Annotated in this window: 9 protein-coding genes and 3 rRNA genes; 10 read left to right on the top strand and 2 right to left on the bottom strand. The window is 64.5% G+C overall.

The genetic code is table 11. The annotated features are described in order from the left end of the window. Positions 1–174 precede the first annotated feature (174 nt). From HBK84_RS08280 to rrf, 10 genes are all read left to right on the top strand, one after another. Positions 175–1,689 carry a long-chain fatty acid--CoA ligase gene (locus tag HBK84_RS08280; protein WP_144998793.1) on the top strand — a complete coding sequence of 505 codons (1,515 nt, stop codon included), beginning with the start codon at positions 175–177 and terminating at the stop codon, positions 1,687–1,689. 86 nt (positions 1,690–1,775) lie between these two features. Next, positions 1,776–2,981, top strand: coding sequence for an argininosuccinate synthase (locus HBK84_RS08275; protein ID WP_064845922.1), 1,206 nt, complete (start codon positions 1,776–1,778; stop codon positions 2,979–2,981). A gap of 140 nt (positions 2,982–3,121) precedes the next feature. Beyond that, complete coding sequence (gene argH / locus HBK84_RS08270; protein WP_064845921.1) at positions 3,122–4,567, top strand: argininosuccinate lyase; 1,446 nt, start codon at positions 3,122–3,124, stop codon at positions 4,565–4,567. Continuing rightward, positions 4,564–5,274 carry a DNA-3-methyladenine glycosylase gene (locus tag HBK84_RS08265; RefSeq protein WP_167318635.1) on the top strand — a complete coding sequence of 237 codons (711 nt, stop codon included), beginning with the start codon at positions 4,564–4,566 and terminating at the stop codon, positions 5,272–5,274. The genes argH and HBK84_RS08265 overlap by 4 nt, the downstream gene beginning before the upstream one ends. A 40-nt stretch (positions 5,275–5,314) precedes the next feature. After that, positions 5,315–5,842 (top strand): adenine phosphoribosyltransferase, encoded by a 528-nt coding sequence (locus tag HBK84_RS08260; RefSeq protein WP_064845919.1) that lies wholly within the window; start codon positions 5,315–5,317, stop codon positions 5,840–5,842. A gap of 87 nt (positions 5,843–5,929) precedes the next feature. After that, complete coding sequence (locus HBK84_RS08255; protein ID WP_370520521.1) at positions 5,930–8,227, top strand: AAA family ATPase; 2,298 nt, start codon at positions 5,930–5,932, stop codon at positions 8,225–8,227. A gap of 13 nt (positions 8,228–8,240) precedes the next feature. Beyond that, positions 8,241–9,548 carry a tyrosine--tRNA ligase gene (gene tyrS, locus HBK84_RS08250; protein ID WP_144998790.1) on the top strand — a complete coding sequence of 436 codons (1,308 nt, stop codon included), beginning with the start codon at positions 8,241–8,243 and terminating at the stop codon, positions 9,546–9,548. Positions 9,549–10,172: 624 nt separating this feature from the next. Then, positions 10,173–11,704, top strand: a 16S ribosomal RNA gene (locus HBK84_RS08245). A 437-nt stretch (positions 11,705–12,141) separates the two neighbouring features. Then, positions 12,142–15,269, top strand: a 23S ribosomal RNA gene (locus tag HBK84_RS08240). Between the two features lie 212 nt (positions 15,270–15,481). Continuing rightward, positions 15,482–15,598, top strand: a 5S ribosomal RNA gene (gene rrf / locus HBK84_RS08235). The 16S, 23S and 5S rRNA genes sit together here, the layout of an rRNA operon. 403 nt (positions 15,599–16,001) lie before the next feature. Here the strand turns inward: rrf and HBK84_RS08230 are convergent. Both HBK84_RS08230 and HBK84_RS08225 read right to left on the bottom strand, forming a co-directional pair. After that, entirely contained in the window at positions 16,002–16,616 is a 615-nt protein-coding gene (locus HBK84_RS08230; RefSeq protein ID WP_167318633.1) for a response regulator transcription factor, read from the bottom strand. Beyond that, positions 16,609–17,970 (bottom strand): histidine kinase, encoded by a 1,362-nt coding sequence (locus HBK84_RS08225; protein ID WP_167318632.1) that lies wholly within the window; start codon positions 17,968–17,970, stop codon positions 16,609–16,611. The genes HBK84_RS08230 and HBK84_RS08225 overlap by 8 nt, the downstream gene beginning before the upstream one ends. Between the last annotated feature and the right edge of the window lie 61 nt (positions 17,971–18,031).

The following is an 18,031-nucleotide window of genomic DNA, read 5'->3' as shown; positions in this document are numbered from 1 at the left end:
CGGCCCGTGGCCCGGGAACGAATTGACGGGATTGCGGAGAGCGGCGGCCGGGGCTCGTCGCGTGCGGCGCTGTCTAGTGTCGCACGCGGAATCCGGGCGGGGTCGACGTTTGACTCGAATATCCGATACGGGCAGTATCACGTGTTAGAACTCACACCGTCTTCTGGAGGACCCATGACCAACCTGGCTACCCTGCTCACCACCTCGGCCGCCCAGTACACGTCCGATCCCGCGATCATTCTCGACGAGCTGCACATGACCTACGGGCAGCTGGACGATCTCTCCGCCCGCGGCGCGGCGCTGCTCAAGGCCAACGGCATCCGACCGGGGGACCGCGTGGCCCTCGTGCTGCCCAACGTGCCCCACATGGCCGTGCTGTACTACGCGATCCTGCGCGCCGGCGGCATCGTAGTCCCCCTCAACCCCCTGCTCACGCCCCGAGAGCTCACCTACCACTTCCAGGACTCTGGGTGCTCCTTCGTGCTCGCGTGGGAGGACATGGCGCAGGCCAGCCAGAAGGCGGCCGAGGAGATCGAGGGCCTCAATGTGCTGCCCATCAGCGCCCGCGGAACGGTGGAGCGCCTCCAGGGTGTGGATCCCGACCGTGACGTCGTGGAGCGTCAGGACTCGGACACGGCCGTGCTGCTCTACACGTCCGGGACCACCGGCCGCCCCAAGGGGGCGGAGCTGACCCACCACAACCTGCTCACCAACGCCGAGGTCGCCGGCGAGGTGTTCAACCTGCACCACGGGGACGTGATGTTCGGTGGGCTGCCCTTCTTCCACGTGTTCGGCCAGACGGTGGCGCTCAACGGCGTGATCTGCAGCGGTGCGGCCGTGACTCTGCTGCCCCGCTTCCACCCGGGCAAGGCCCTGGAGATCCTGCGCCGCGACGGTGTCACGATCTTCGCGGGGGTCCCCACCATGTACGTGGCCCTGCTGCACCAGGCCAACCAGGACCCGCAGGCCGTCGAGGGCGTGGACCTGCGTGCCGGCGTGTCCGGAGGGTCCCCCATGCCCGTGGAGGTCATGGTCAAGTTCGAGAAGGTCTTCAACACCACCGTGTTCGAGGGGTACGGGCTGTCCGAGACCTCGCCGGTGGTGTGCTTCAACCAGCCGGGCAACGAGCGCAAGCCGGGCTCCATCGGCACGGCCGTGCGCGGTGCGGAGCTGCGCGTGGTGGACGGGGACGACCAGCAGGTCCCCACCAACGAGGTCGGTGAGCTCGTGGTGCGCGGGCAGTACGTGATGAAGGGCTACTGGAACAAGCCCGAAGCCACCGAGAACGCGATGCGCGGCGGCTGGTTCCACACCGGTGACATGGCCCGCGAGGACGAGGACGGCGCGTTCTTCATCGTGGACCGTAAGAAGGACATGATCCTGCGCGGCGGTTACAACGTGTACCCGCGCGAGGTCGAGGAGGCCATCTACCAGTTCCCCGGCGTGGTGGAGGCCGCGGTGCTGGGGGTCCCGAGCGAGAAGCACGGCGAGGAGGTCGGGGCCGTGGTGGTCTTCGAGTCCGGGGTGCTCGAGTCCAAGGGCCGCGAGGCGCTCACGCAAGAGCTGGACGCGTTCGTGCAGGAACGGGTGGCCAAGTACAAGTACCCCCGCATCTACCGCGTCACGGACGAGCTGCCCAAAGGCCCGACGGGCAAGATCCTCAAGCGCGAACTGACCCTCGATGCATAAATACTGATTGCTGTGTATAGTCATGCATGAGCCGCGGGGCACTCCCGCGTAGTCGGCGTCGTCGAGCAGTTGTGGAGGAAAGCACCGTGAGTGATCGCGTGGTATTGGCCTACTCGGGCGGATTGGACACGTCCGTGGCCATCGGGTGGATCGGTGAGGCCACCGGTGCCGAGGTCATCGCCGTGGCCGTGGATGTCGGACAGGGTGGCGAGGACCTCGAGACCGTGCGTCAGCGCGCCCTGGACTGCGGTGCCGTGGAGGCGTACGTCGCGGACGCCCGTGACGAGTTCGCGAGCGAGTACTGCATGCCCGCGTTGAAGGCCAACGGTCTCTACATGGACTCCTACCCCCTGGTCTCGGCCGTCTCCCGCCCGGTGATCGTCAAGCACCTCGTGAAGGCCGCGAAGCAGTTCGGTGCCACCACGGTGGCCCACGGCTGCACGGGCAAGGGCAACGACCAGGTGCGCTTCGAGGTGGGCATCCAGACCCTGGGTCCCGAACTCAAGTGCATCGCGCCGGTACGTGACCTCGCGTTGACCCGTGAGAAGGCCATCACGTACGCGGAGAACAACAACCTGCCGATCGCCACGACCAAGAAGAACCCCTTCTCGATCGACCAGAACGTGTGGGGCCGCGCGGTGGAGACCGGGTTCCTCGAGGACATCTGGAACGCGCCCACCAAGGACGTCTACGACTACACGGACGATCCCACGTTCCCGCCCGCCGCGGACGAGGTCGTGATCACGTTCGAGCAGGGCGTGCCCGTGGCGCTCGACGGCAAGCCCGTCACGCCGCTGCAGGCCATCCAGGAGCTCAACCGCCGCGCGGGTGCCCAGGGTGTGGGACGGATCGACATCGTTGAGGACCGGCTCGTGGGCATCAAGTCCCGCGAGATCTACGAGGCCCCGGGTGCCATGGCGTTGATCGCCGCGCACAAGGAACTCGAGAACGTCACGATCGAGCGCGAGCAGGCCCGCTTCAAGAAGACCGTGGGTCAGCGCTGGACCGAGCTCGTCTACGACGGCCAGTGGTTCTCCCCGTTGAAGAAGTCCTTGGACGTGTTCATCGAGGACACCCAGAAGTACGTCAACGGTGACATCCGCATGGAGTTGCACGCGGGCCGGGCCACCGTAACCGGGCGGCGTTCGTCCACGGGTCTCTACGACTTCAACCTGGCCACGTACGACGAGGGTGACTCCTTCGACCAGTCCAACGCCCGCGGGTTCATCGAACTGTTCGGGATGTCCTCCAAGGTGGCCTCCCGCCGCGAGCAGGGCCTCGCCGAGGGCTGACATCCGCCTCCCGCGCCCCAGTGCGCGGGTGATCACCACATCATCGCGAACGGCCGGGCTCCTAGACTGGAGCCCGGCCGTTCCCCACGCCGGGTGAGTGTCCGGCAATCCACGGTCCCACGACGTCCACGAGGAGCATCATGGCCCAGCACGAGCAGCACGGAACCAACGAGGGCGCCCTGTGGGGCGGTCGATTCGCGGGCGGGCCCGCGGACGCCCTCGCCGCGCTGAGCAAGTCCACCGATTTCGATTGGCGTCTGGCGCCGTACGACATCGCGGGGTCCCGCGCCCACGCCCGCGTGCTGCACACGGCCGGCCTGTTGAGCGAGGACGAGTTGAGCGGGATGCTGGACGCACTCGACCGGCTCGAGGCGGACGTGCGCAGCGGGGCGTACGCGCCGTCGCCGTCGGACGAGGACGTCCACGGGTGCCTCGAGCGCGGGCTCATCGAGCGCGCCGGGGCGAACCTGGGCGGCAAGCTGCGCGCAGGTCGCTCCCGCAACGACCAGATCGCGACCCTGGGTCGGATGTACCTGCGCGACCACGCCTCGATCATCGCGCGCAACCTGCTGGAGCTCGTGCGAGCCCTCGTGGAGCAGGCGCGGCGCCACCCGTACGCCCCCATGCCCGGGCGCACCCACCTGCAGCACGCCCAGCCCGTGCTGCTGTCCCACCACCTGCTCGCCCACGCGTGGGCGGTACTGCGGGACGTCCAGCGGCTCGCCGACTGGGACAACCGTGCGGCGGTGTCCCCGTACGGTTCGGGCGCGCTCGCGGGATCGTCGCTGGGCCTGGACCCCAATGCCGTGGCGGCCGAGCTCGGCTTCGACTCCGCGGTGTTCAACTCGATCGACGGCACCGCGTCGCGGGACGTCTACGCGGAGTTCGCGTGGGTGTGCGCCATGGCCGCCGTGGACGTCTCCCGGATGAGCGAGGAGGTGACCACGTGGGCCACCAAGGAGTTCTCGTTCGTGACCCTGGACGACGCCTATTCGACCGGCTCATCGATCATGCCGCAGAAGAAGAACCCGGACGTCGCGGAACTCGCGCGCGGTAAGGCCGGGCGGTTGATCGGTGACCTCGCGGGTCTGCTCGCGACCCTCAAGGGGTTGCCGCTCGCGTACAACCGGGATCTGCAAGAGGACAAGGAACCCGTCTTCGACGCGATCGACCAGCTCGAGGTTCTGTTGCCCGCCGTCACGGGCATGATGGCGACCCTCGAGTTCCACACGCAGCGCCTCGCCGAGCTCGCCCCCCAGGGTTTCGCGCTCGCGACCGACGTCGCCGAGTGGCTCGTGCGCCAGGGCGTCCCGTTCCGCGAGGCGCACGAGGTCTCCGGGGAGGCCGTGCGCGTGTGCGAGGACGAGGGCATCGAGCTGTGGGACCTGACCGATGAGCAGTTCGCAGCGATCTCCCCGCACCTCACGCCCGGGGTCCGGGAGGTGCTCACGGTCGAGGGCTCCCTGTCCTCGCGCAACTCCCAGGGCGGCACCGCGCCGGACGCGGTCGCCCAACAGCTCACCGAGCTCGAACGGCAGCTCGCGGAGCTGGACGCCTTCGCCGCGCGCGAGCCCGTCGTCTCGTGACGGCCGGACTGCACGAGCTTCTCCTCGCCCCGGCCCCCGACGTCGCTCCCCGGCTGCTCGGCGCCGTCCTCGTGTGCGCGCGCCCCGGGGGCACGGTGGGGCTGCGGCTGACCGAGGTGGAGGCCTACGGCGGCCCGCAGGACTCGGACCTGCCGGATCCCGGGGCACACACCTACCGGGGTCGCACGGCGCGCAACGCCTCGATGTTCGGCCCGCCCGGGCACGTCTACGTGTACTTCACGTACGGGCTGCATCACGCGGTGAACTTCGTGTGCCGGCCCGAGGGCGTCGGGGGCGGTGTCCTGATCCGCTCGGGCGAGGTCGTGCTGGGCTCCGAGGTGGCCACGCAGCGTAGGCTCGCGAACCGCAGTTCCGCACCGGCCTTCGCCTCGCTCGCGCGCGGGCCCGGCAACGTGGCGCAAGCCCTCGCACTGACCCGCGACGACGACGGCGCCGCGCTCGCCGATCTCGGCACCGCCCCCGATCCCGTGGCCCGGGCGCGCGAGGAGGTCGAACGGCGCGGTGAGGACACGTGGACCGGACTGGTCCTGGCGCAACGCCCCGCGAGCGACGTCGTCGTGACGGCCCGGACGGGCGTGTCCGGGGAAGGCGGGACGGACGCGTACCCGTGGCGCTACGCACTGCCGGGCGACCCCACGGTCTCCCCCTACCGCAAGGCCACCGTCAAACGCCGCCGCACGCGCTAGCGCACCGCCCGCCGCGCGGTGCGCCGGATACGATGGAGCGGTGACTGAATCCGTGGAACAGATGATCGACCGGTTGTGCGCCAAGATCCCCGACCATCCCGAGCCGGGGGTGCTCTTCCGCGATCTCACGCCCCTGTTCGCGGACGGGGACGGTTTCCAGCGCACCGTGGACGCGCTCGTGGACGCCTTCCGCGGCCAGTACGACTGCGTGGCCGGTGTGGAGGCGCGCGGATTCATGATCGCCGCGGCCGTGGCGTACGCGTCCGGGGTGGGGATCATCCCGGTGCGCAAGGCGGGCAAGCTCCCGCGCGAGACCATCTCCCAGGCCTACGACCTCGAGTACGGCACGGGCACCCTGGAGATCCACACCGACGACGCTCCCCGCGGTTCGCGCGTCCTGGTCCTGGACGACGTCCTCGCCACGGGCGGGACCCTGGGTGCCACGGCGTCGTTGTTGACGCGCGGCGGGTACAACGTCGCGGGTTTCGGCGTGATCATGGAGCTGACTGCGCTGCGCGGCCGGGCCCAACTGGGTGGGCATCGCGTGCGCGCACTGTTGCGCGTGTGACGGGGGAGTCGCGCGGATCGAGCGGTAGGATAGACGATCGCCGGTTGAGCGACCGGACCCGTCGGCAGTGTGCGTGAGGTGAAGTGCGTGGAGGAATCCGCATCCGTGGAGGTGTCCCGGCAACTGGGGGAGGAACGGCGCTACGTCGCCGAGGCCTACGCCCGGTTGGACGAGTTGCGGCAACTCAATGCGGACGAGTTGCGCCGCGTCCGGACCACGAACTTCGGCGGGGGACACCAGGCGCGCTCCGAACGTGACGCATTCGCCACGCATTACGAGGACCGCCTCACCCAACTCAACTCGGTGGATGAACGTTTGGTCTTCGGTCGCCTGGACACCACCGAGGGGGAGCGGCACTACGTGGGCCGGCTCGGACTGGCCACGGAGGACCACCGCCGGCTCGTACTGGACTGGCGGGCCCGCGAGGCCGGGGCCTTCTACCAGGCCACCGCCGCCAACCCCATGGACCTGGTGCGTCGACGCCACCTCATCATGGACGGGCGGGACGTCACCGCCCTCGAGGACGACGTCCTGGATCCGGGTGCCGTCTCCGACGCCGAGGTTGTGCACGGCGAGGGCGCGCTCATCGCGGCCCTGAACTCCGAGCGCACGGGCCGTATGACGGACATCGTCGCCACCATCCAGGCCGAACAAGACCGCATCATTCGCGCCCCGCTGTCCGGGGTGCGCGTGGTCCAGGGTGGCCCGGGTACCGGCAAGACCGCCGTGGCCCTGCACCGTGCCGCGTACTTGTTATACGAACACCGGGAGCGGCTCGCCAAGTCGGGTGTGCTGATCGTGGGTCCGTCGTCGTCGTTCCTGTGGTACATCGAACGCGTGCTTCCGGCGCTCGGGGAGACCGGCGTGGTGATGTCGTCCCTCGCGGACCTCTATCCGGGTGTGCACGGCACGGTCGAGACCGACCCCTGGGTGACCCGTTGGAAGTCCGGGCTGCACATGGTGGACGTCATCAAGCGTGCCGTTGCTGACCGGGAGAAGGTTCCCGAGCGCACGCAGTGGCTCACCGTGGACGGCCACCGCGTGCGGCTCGAACCCTCGCTCGTGCGCCGGGCCCGGGAGCGTGCGCGCGCCACGGGCAAGCCGCACAACGAGGCCCGCGAGACGTTCGTGAAGGTCATCGTCAAGGAGCTCGCCCAGAACCTCGGGGACGAGCTCAACGAGAAGGCCGGGACCACGATGGACCGCTCGTACCTCAAGGAGGACCTGCGACAGTCCCGAGAGGTACGCATCGCGCTCAACCTGCTGTGGTTGCCCTTGACACCCCAGCAACTCGTGGCTCAGTTGTTCACCAAGGAACACTACCTGCGCTCCGCCGCCCCGCGGCTCTCGGACGCCCAGGTCTCGCGCCTGTTGCGGCCCGTCGACGCGCCGTTGACCGTACCCGACGTCGCCCTGCTGGACGAGGCCGCGGAACTGCTGGGCGACTTCGAGTCCGCCGGTATCAAGGTGCGCGGAGACCGTTCGCTCGAGGAGCGCAAGGCCCAGGAATCGGCGCAGAAGGCGCTCGAGGCCATGGCGGAGGGTTTCGAGGACATCGGTGCCCAGGGCGTCGTCACGGTCGAACAGCTCACGTCTTTCAACGCTGAGGCGCCGCACCGGATGACGGCGGCCGAAGCGGCGTCGTCGGACCGTACGTGGGCGTACGGGCACGTAGTCGTGGACGAGGCGCAGGAACTCTCGCCCATGCAGTGGCGCGTGCTCATGCGCCGGTGCCCCCTGAAGTCCTTCACGGTGGTCGGGGACATCGCCCAGGCGGGGAACGCGGCGGCGGCCCGGACCTGGGACGAGGCGCTCGAGCCGTTCGTGGGGGAGCGCTTCACGCTCGAGGAACTCACGGTCAACTACCGCACCCCGCAACCGATCGCCGACGCCGCGGTGCGGGTCGCGCAGGCTACGGGGATCGCGGTCTCCGATCCCACGGCGGTGCGCGGCGGCGATCCGCCCGTGATCGTGCCGGTGGCCGTCGAGGCGGAGCTGGCCGCGGAGATCGTGGCGCAGGTGCGGCGCGAACTGGAGCGGCTCGCCGGGGGTCTCGTGGGAGTGGTGTGTCCCGGGGGACGTTTGGCCGCGGTGGGTAAGGCCCTGGACGAGGCCTTCCCGGGGCTCGTGGCCGCGGGCATGCGCAGCCTGGACCGGCGGATCATGGTGCTCACCCCGTGGGATGCCAAGGGCCTCGAGTTCGATTCCGTAGTGGTCGTGGAACCCACGGAGATCGCGGACGACCCCGCCGGGGGCCCGGGAAATCTGTACGTGGCCATGACCCGTCCCACCCAGCGGTTGTACCTCGTGGCGGCCCACGGACTGCCCGACGGGATCACCCCGCAACCCGGGGAACCGGGCGCCGGGGACCCCACGGCGGCCTGATAACTTAGTCCACGTGTCAACCACCGATCTCAGCACCCAGCACAACGATCCGTCCTTCTCCTCCCTGTGGGAGGAGCTGAACTGGCGCGGACTCGTGCAGGTCTCCACGGATGCGGAGGCCCTGCAGGAAACGCTCGACGGTGGTCCCATCACGTATTACTGCGGGTTCGACCCCACGGCGTCCTCCCTGCACCTGGGACACCTGGTGCAGTTGTTGCTGCTTCGCCGACTCCAGCTCGCGGGACACCACCCGATCGGTCTGGTCGGCGGGTCCACCGGGCTGATCGGTGATCCGCGGCAGACCTCGGAACGCGTCCTGAACTCGCGCGAGACCGTGGCCGAATGGGTAAACCTGCTGCGCGAACAGGTCCAGCGATTCCTGTCCTTCGAGGGGGACAATCCCGCGCGCATGGTCAACAACCTGGACTGGACGTCCCAGCTGTCCGCGATCGATTTCCTGCGGGACATCGGCAAGAACTTCCGCGTGGGCACCATGATCAAGAAGGACATCGTGGCCAAGCGGTTGAACTCGGAAGAGGGGATCTCCTACACCGAGTTCAGCTACCAGATCCTGCAGGGACTGGACTTCCTCAACCTGTACCGGCAGTACGACTGCGTCCTGCAGACCGGCGGTTCCGACCAGTGGGGCAACCTCACCTCCGGCACCGACCTGGTGCGCAAGGCCGAGGGCGCCACGGTGCACGCGATCGGCACGCCGCTGATCACCAACTCGGACGGCACCAAGTTCGGGAAGTCGGAGGGCAATGCCATCTGGCTGGATCCGGAACTGACCTCGCCCTACGCCTTCTACCAGTTCTGGCTCAACACCGCGGACGCGGACGTGGCGGATCGACTCAAGGTCTTCACCTTCCGCACTCGCGAGGAGATCGCGGAACTGCAGCGTCTCACCGAGGAGGAACCCTTCCGGCGTGAGGCCCAGAAGATCCTAGCCTCGGACGTCAACACCCTGGTGCACGGGCCCGAGGCCACGCGCAAGGCGATCGAGGCGTCCGCCGCCGTGTTCGGCAAGGGTTCTTTCGAGGACCTGGACGAAGACACGCTCGCGGCGGTCGCGGCAGAGCTGCCCCACGCGGAGGTCGCACCGGGTGAGCACGCCGTGGTGGATCTGCTCGTGGCCACGGGCCTCGCGGAATCCAAGTCCGCCGCGCGGCGCACGCTCAAGGAGGGCGGTGCTTCCGTCAACAACCGCAAGCTCTCGGGGGAGGACGCCACCCTGACCGCGGACGACCTGCTGCACGGTCGGTTCGCACTGCTGCGCCGGGGCAAGAAGAACCTGGCAGCCGTCACGGTCGGGAGCTGATCGTCGGGCACCGGGTCCCCGTCGGGCCCCTGGTCGCATACCCCGGGCATGGACGCCCGGAACCGCCGCACGGCGGAGCACCCGCGAGCCGGGGCCAGCGTTTTGCGCCGGTCCCGGCTTGTGTGTAATGTATTCCGAGTCGCCGCGGCGAGGAACCGAGAAGGAACCGGAGCCGCGGGGTAACCAGCAAAGATCAGCCCGACATGTCGGACCTCGTTCATGCTATGGTTACCTGGCATTCGGCAGCGCGAAGCGAATCGGCTTGAACAGTCAAGTTGACACGCCGAGCAACGCGGAACTAAGCTTGATGAGTCGCTTCGCGGCGGACCGAAGAGGTTCGATCCGAGAGGCAGCTACCGAAATCGTCGATCGGCCCCGAGCGGTTCGATCGGACAACCGACCGTTGTGGCCCTGGTGAGGGGCTGTGTGGTGTGGTTTGTTGTTTGTCAACTCAATAGTGTGTCTAGTTTGTTGATACCAAAGTTTTTTTGTTTTTGGTTGATGGCCTGACAGTCCCCTGGGTGTTTTCCCGTTTCCTGGGGGTGTTGGGTGTCAGCTGGGATCCTGCCCTGGTTCTGCTGCGCTGTTTGGTGTGGTGGTGGGGTGGTTTCTGTTGAATGTTTTTTGACGGAGAGTTTGATCCTGGCTCAGGACGAACGCTGGCGGCGTGCTTAACACATGCAAGTCGAACGCTGAAGCTTGGTGCTTGCACTGGGTGGATGAGTGGCGAACGGGTGAGTAATACGTGAGTAACCTGCCCTTGACTCTGGGATAAGCCTGGGAAACTGGGTCTAATACTGGATATGACCTCCTGTCGCATGGTGGGGGGTGGAAAGGGTTTGTACTGGTTGTGGATGGGCTCACGGCCTATCAGCTTGTTGGTGGGGTAATGGCCTACCAAGGCGACGACGGGTAGCCGGCCTGAGAGGGTGACCGGCCACACTGGGACTGAGACACGGCCCAGACTCCTACGGGAGGCAGCAGTGGGGAATATTGCACAATGGGCGCAAGCCTGATGCAGCGACGCCGCGTGAGGGATGACGGCCTTCGGGTTGTAAACCTCTTTCAGCACGGAAGAAGCGAAAGTGACGGTACGTGCAGAAGAAGCGCCGGCTAACTACGTGCCAGCAGCCGCGGTAATACGTAGGGCGCAAGCGTTGTCCGGAATTATTGGGCGTAAAGAGCTCGTAGGCGGTTTGTCGCGTCTGCTGTGAAAGCCCGGGGCTTAACCCCGGGTGTGCAGTGGGTACGGGCAGACTTGAGTGCAGTAGGGGAGACTGGAACTCCTGGTGTAGCGGTGAAATGCGCAGATATCAGGAAGAACACCGATGGCGAAGGCAGGTCTCTGGGCTGTTACTGACGCTGAGGAGCGAAAGCATGGGGAGCGAACAGGATTAGATACCCTGGTAGTCCATGCCGTAAACGTTGGGCACTAGGTGTGGGGGACATTCCACGTTTTCCGCGCCGTAGCTAACGCATTAAGTGCCCCGCCTGGGGAGTACGGCCGCAAGGCTAAAACTCAAAGGAATTGACGGGGGCCCGCACAAGCGGCGGAGCATGCGGATTAATTCGATGCAACGCGAAGAACCTTACCAAGGCTTGACATACACCGGATCGGCTCAGAGATGGGTTTTCCTCCTTGTGGGGCTGGTGTACAGGTGGTGCATGGTTGTCGTCAGCTCGTGTCGTGAGATGTTGGGTTAAGTCCCGCAACGAGCGCAACCCTCGTTCTATGTTGCCAGCACGTGATGGTGGGGACTCATAGGAGACTGCCGGGGTCAACTCGGAGGAAGGTGGGGATGACGTCAAATCATCATGCCCCTTATGTCTTGGGCTTCACGCATGCTACAATGGCCAGTACAATGGGTTGCGATACCGTGAGGTGGAGCTAATCCCAAAAAGCTGGTCTCAGTTCGGATCGTGGTCTGCAACTCGACCACGTGAAGTCGGAGTCGCTAGTAATCGCAGATCAGCAACGCTGCGGTGAATACGTTCCCGGGCCTTGTACACACCGCCCGTCAAGTCACGAAAGTTGGTAACACCCGAAGCCGGTGGCCTAACCCTTGTGGGGGGAGCCGTCGAAGGTGGGACTGGCGATTGGGACTAAGTCGTAACAAGGTAGCCGTACCGGAAGGTGCGGCTGGATCACCTCCTTTCTAAGGAGCACGCTAACCGGCCGGGTGGCTGGTGGCCCCACAGACCACGAGATCGTGGTGCGCCGTTGAGTCGGTGGTGGGTGTTTTGCTCATGGGTGGAATATCAGCAAGCGGACACGGATACTACGCACACGGGAACACTGCCGGCTTGGATGGTTGGTGGTGGTGTGTGTGGGGGTTCGTGGTGGCACATTGTTGGGTTGTCGATCAACAAGTTACGTTGGTTGGTTTCCTGGGACACTGACGCATCCATTGTGGTGGGTGTGTGGTGTTGGTGGGTTGTTGTTTGTCAACTACATAGTGGACGCGAGCATCTTTGACGCCGCGTGCATCTGGTCACACGATGATCACGGTCGAGGGGTTTTCGGATTCCTGGTTGTGGTGGTGTGGTGGGTGTGTGTGGTGTGTTCTTTGATGATTATTTTGTGTTGTGTGGCGTAGAAGTTGTTACGGGCACACGGTGGATGCCTTGGCATCAGGAGCTGATGAAGGACGTGGAAATCTGCGATAAGCCTCGGGGAGCTGATAAACGAGCTGTGATCCGAGGGTCTCCGAATGGGGTAACCCGGCTGCGTATCATGCGTGGTCACTCGTATCTGAATTCATAGGGTGCGAGGAGGAACGTGGGGAAGTGAAACATCTCAGTACCCATAGGAAGAGAAAACAATAGTGATTCCGTGAGTAGTGGCGAGCGAAAGCGGATGGTGGCTAAACCGGTTGTGTGTGATACCTGGCGAGGGTTGCATGATCGGGGTTGTGGGATGCGTTGTTCTCGGGGTCGCCACCCCGGGCGCTGTGGCGCTGTGGTAGTCGAACTGGTGGTGAGTGCCAGACCGTAGGGGGTGTGAGTCCCGTAGACGAAACCGTGGTGTGCGTGGTGTGACGTTGTTCCCGAGTAGCACGGGGCCCGTGAAATCTCGTGTGAATCTGCCAGGACCACCTGGTAAGCCTGAATACTTCCTGATGACCGATAGCGGATCAGTACCGTGAGGGAATGGTGAAAAGTACCCCGGGAGGGGAGTGAAATAGTACCTGAAACCGTGTGCTTACAAGCCGTTGGAGCCTTTTGGGGTGACAGCGTGCCTTTTGAAGAATGAGCCTGCGAGTTAGTGTTACGTCGCGAGATTAACCCGTGTGGGGTAGTCGTAGCGAAAGCGAGTCTGAATAGGGCGTTGTGTAGTGGCGTGATCTAGACCCGAAGCGGGGTGATCTACCCATGGCCAGGTTGAAGCGCGTGTAAGAGCGCGTGGAGGACCGAACCCACTTCAGTTGAAAATGGAGGGGATGAGCTGTGGGTAGGGGTGAAAGGCCAATCAAACTCCGTGATAGCTGGTTCTCCCCGAAATGCATTTAGGTGCAGCGTTGCGTGTTGCTTCCCGGAGGTAGAGCTACTGGATGGCTGATGGGCCCTACAAGGTTACTGACGTCAACCAAACTCCGAATGCCGGTGAAGTGTAAGCGTGGCAGTGAGACTGTGGGGGATAAGCTTCATAGTCGAAAGGGAAACAGCCCAGACCATCAACTAAGGCCCCTAAGCGTGTGCTAAGTGGGAAAGGATGTGGAGTTGCTTAGACAACCAGGAGGTTGGCTTAGAAGCAGCCACCCTTGAAAGAGTGCGTAATAGCTCACTGGTCAAGTGATTCCGCGCCGATAATGTAGCGGGGCTCAAGTACACCGCCGAAGTTGTGGCATGACACCGTATAGCCGAGCCGTTTGTGGTTGAGGTGGTGTTGTGGGTAGGGGAGCGTCGTTGGGGTAGTGAAGCTGCGGGGTGACCCAGTGGTGGAACCTCAACGAGTGAGAATGCAGGCATGAGTAGCGATAGACGGGTGAGAAACCCGTCCGCCGGATGATCAAGGGTTCCAGGGTCAAGCTAATCTGCCCTGGGTGAGTCGGGACCTAAGGCGAGGCCGACAGGCGTAGTCGATGGACAACGGGTTGATATTCCCGTACCGACGAAGAACCGACCCTATCGAACCGGGGATACTAACCACCCGAACCATCACGATCCGTGGCCGTTTACGGTCACGGGAGTGTGTGGGGAGCGTGGGACCTGATCCGGGGAGGTAAACGTGTTAACAGGTGTGACGCAGGAAGGTAGCCGAGCCAGGCGATGGTTGTCCTGGTCTAAGCATGTAGGGCGACCCGTTGGTAAATCCGCGGGTCATGGGCCTGAGATGTGATGGGACTCTCTTAGGTGAGGGAATTCGGTGATCCTATGCTGCCAAGAAAAGCATCGACGTGAGGTTCTAGTCGCCCGTACCCTAAACCGACACAGGTGATCAGGTAGAGAATACTAAGGCGTTCGAGAGAATCATGGTTAAGGAACTCGGCAAAATGCCCCCGTAACTTCGGGAGAAGGGGGGCCCTGGTTGGTGAACACCCACGCGGTGTGAGCTGGTCGGGGTCGCAGAGGCTAGAGGGAAGCGACTGTTTATCAAAAACACAGGTCCGTGCGAAGTCGTAAGACGATGTATACGGACTGACTCCTGCCCGGTGCTGGAAGGTTAAGAGGACTCGTTAAACCCTTCGGGGTTGAAGCGGAGAATTTAAGCCCCAGTAAACGGCGGTGGTAACTATAACCATCCTAAGGTAGCGAAATTCCTTGTCGGGTAAGTTCCGACCTGCACGAATGGAGTAACGACTTCCCTACTGTCTCAACCATGAACTCGGCGAAATTGCAGTACGAGTAAAGATGCTCGTTTCGCGCAGCAGGACGGAAAGACCCCGAGACCTTTACTATAGTTTGGTATTGGTGTTCGGTGTGGCTTGTGTAGGATAGGTGGGAGACTGTGAAGCCGTCACGCTAGTGGTGGTGGAGTCGTTGTTGAAATACCACTCTGGTCACTCTGGATATCTAACTTCGGCCCGTGATCCGGGTCAGGGACAGTGCCTGATGGGTAGTTTAACTGGGGCGGTTGCCTCCTAAAGAGTAACGGAGGCGCCCAAAGGTTCCCTCAGCCTGGTCGGCAATCAGGTGTTGAGTGTAAGTGCACAAGGGAGCTTGACTGTGAGAGTGACAGCTCGAGCAGGGACGAAAGTCGGGACTAGTGATCCGGCGGTACATTGTGGAATGGCCGTCGCTCAACGGATAAAAGGTACCTCGGGGATAACAGGCTGATCTTGCCCAAGAGTCCATATCGACGGCATGGTTTGGCACCTCGATGTCGGCTCGTCGCATCCTGGGGCTGGAGTTGGTCCCAAGGGTTGGGCTGTTCGCCCATTAAAGCGGTACGCGAGCTGGGTTCAGAACGTCGTGAGACAGTTCGGTCCCTATCCGCTGCGTGCGTTGGAAATTTGTGGAGGCCTGTCCTTAGTACGAGAGGACCGGGACGGACGAACCTCTGGTATGTCAGTTGTTCCGCCAGGAGCATCGCTGATTAGCTACGTTCGGGATTGATAACCGCTGAAAGCATCTAAGCGGGAAGCTTGCTCCGAGATGAGATTTCCTGACCTCCTTTGTGGGGTGTGAGGTGCCCAGTAGACGACTGGGTTGATAGGCCAGATGTGGAAGCGTTGCAAGACGTGGAGCTGACTGGTACTAATACACCGAAGACTTCTACACACACAGCCTTCATTCGAAGAATGTGATGTTCGCGTCCACCATGTGGTTGACCACCAACAACCCCCCACCCCCCAGCCTGTGGGCTGATGGGTGGGCCGGGGTAGTGGTTGGTAATATAATAAAGCTTGGTCCACGAAACACGGGACCCCATGGTTTCATCACCCCACGCATGGTTGCTGGTTAGTAACCGTGTGGGGGTTGGTGGCAGGGTTTCCGGTGGTTATAGCGTGGGGGAAACGCCCGGTCCCATCCCGAACCCGGTAGCTAAGACCCACAGCGCTGATGGTACTGCACTCGGAAGGGTGTGGGAGAGTAAGACACCGCCGGGATTAACATGAAAGAAAGAAGTGGTCGAGGCCGCACCCCCTTAGGGGCGCGGCCTCCCACCATTTAACACGCCGGAACGCACACAAGCCCCCCGAGGAATACTCCTCGGGGGGCTTTGTTCATAGAGTGCGCCCGTCGGTATCCCACTTACGATAGTTCTCCCACATCGCGGCGAGGTTCGGCTCAGCAAGGCGGTGCTTCCACGGGGCAGGGTGCGCGAGGTCGAGACAGTGTCCGTGGATAAGGGCACGCTGCACGTCCCACTGGGCGAGGAGATCGTGCACTGTAAACGCCACGGTGGGCTTCACCCTGGCGCCAGCGGCGATGGGTTCGTTCGGGCCACCACTAGATCGGGTTCTTCTGCCGCACCCCGACGCGAGTTGACAGCGTCACGCCCTCTTACTCTCAGATCCATCCCTCGTCCCATGCCCGCTGCACGGCCTCTTGTCGGGTGGACACGTGCAACTTGGCCAGGACGGAGGAGACGTAGTTCCGGACGGTTCCCGGTGCGAGATGCAGGGCCGCAGCCGCGTCCGCGAGAGTGGTCTGCTGCGCGGATTCACGCAGCACGTCCAGTTCCCGGTCACTCAGGGGACATGCGGAACCCGATAGCGCGCTGGCGGCGATTTCCGGATCCACGTACCGCTTGCCGGCCGCGATGTCCCGCACCACCTGGGCCAGCTTCTCGGAGGGCGTGGACTTGGGTAGGAACCCGGACACGCCCGCAGACAGGGTGCGGCGCAGTACTCCGGGACGGGCGTGGCGCGTGACCATGAGGATGCGGGTGTCCACCGAGCTCTCGATGCGCTGCGCCGTGTCCACGCCATCCGTGGGCGGCATCTCCAGGTCCAGGATGCACACAGTGGGGGAGTGCTGCTGAGCCGCCCGTAGAGCCTCGGCCCCGTCTGCGACATCGGCCACCACGTCGAAGTCGTCCTCGAGGCGCAGCAGGGCAGCAAGGGCCCCGCGGATCAGGTGCTCGTCGTCCGCGAGAAGGATCGTGATCCGCTCGTCATTCATGGTCGTCTCCTGTCATGGGCACGCGCGCGGTCAGGGTAAAACCGGCGTGCGCGGGATCGAAGGTGTACGTGAGCGTGCCTCCCAGCGCCGACAGTCGTTCACGCAGCCCCGCCAATCCGTTCCCGGTGGAGGCGTCCGGCGTGGATTCCGAGGACGGGGACGCGCCGTCGTTGTGGATAACGAGTTCGAGATGAGCGCCCCCGCCCGGCAGGCGTCGCCGCCGTGCGGCACGACCGGTGGGTGCGGCGTCGTCATCACGACCCGTGGACGAGATCAAACGCAGCGAGATCCGCGCGGAGGAGGCGTGGGAGTGCCGCAGGATGTTGGTCGTGCCCTCCCGCACAACGAGGCCCAGCACATTGCTCGTGACGGTGTCACCGCGGCCGTCCTCGATGCAGTCGGGGAAGGGTCGTGAGCGACCGGCCCAGGTCCGCAGCATCGGGGGCAGGTCCACGTCCGTGTAGATCCCGGCCGCGTCGAGAACGGAGGACGCGTTCTCGAGCTCGTCCACGAGAGTGGTGGAGCGATAACCCTGGACCAGGGAGCGTGTGTCACGCAAGGCTTCCTGCGCGCCTGCGTGAGCCGCGAGGACCTGCTCGCGGGCGGCGTCGTACTGCTGTTTGCCGAGCAGGCGGGCCGCGAGATCCGTGGTGAGGCTGATGACCTGCAGGTGATGTCCCTGGACGTCGTGCAGGTCCGCCGCGAAGCGCAGCCGCTCGTTCGCGATGGCCAGGTCCGCGGCACGGCGCTGAGCGGCCTCCAGCTGTAGCATGACGCCCCAGACCCACAACGAGGAGGGGATGGCGAGCAGGACGATCCCCGCGTACTGGATGGTCATGGCGACGTCCATCGCGGTCGGGTCCATCACCCCCATGGCCCAACAGACCAAGAGGTACACGGGCGGGATCGCAGCGGCCACGAGGAACAACCAGCGCCAGCGGTGCTCGGGCTGCAGGCCGGCCGTCATGACCACGACGGCCAGGGGGAGTGCGGCGTAAACCCCTCGGGGGCCGACGCTCGCCGCGAGAACGGCGCACACAATCCCCAGGATCGCAGCCACACCCATGAAAGGAGTCAACACGGCCGCCCGACTCACACCCCGACGAATCCGCAACAGCCCTGCGGCCCAGCACAGCAGGCTCGTCACGCCGATGATCCCCGTCGTGACGTACGCGGCCGCCGATGGCCTGAACGCGATGGCCGCGAAGTTCAGGAAGAACACGTAGAGCAGGATGCCCACCAGCGTGAGGTAGGTGCTCCACCACACCAGGCTCATGTTCCGGCGTTGCCGCGCGAGGTCGAGCTCGTGCTGTTCTGCGCCGTGGACCGGCGCGGACGTAGGGATCGCCGACATGCCTCCACCCTAGGGGCCGGGTGATCCGGATATGACACGTGTCATGTGGGCTGATGACATC

The sequence above is a fragment of the Kocuria sp. KD4 genome (assembly GCF_011769905.1).
Lineage (GTDB): Bacteria > Actinomycetota > Actinomycetes > Actinomycetales > Micrococcaceae > Kocuria > Kocuria marina.
This window is presented reverse-complemented; position numbering and strand designations above follow the sequence as displayed.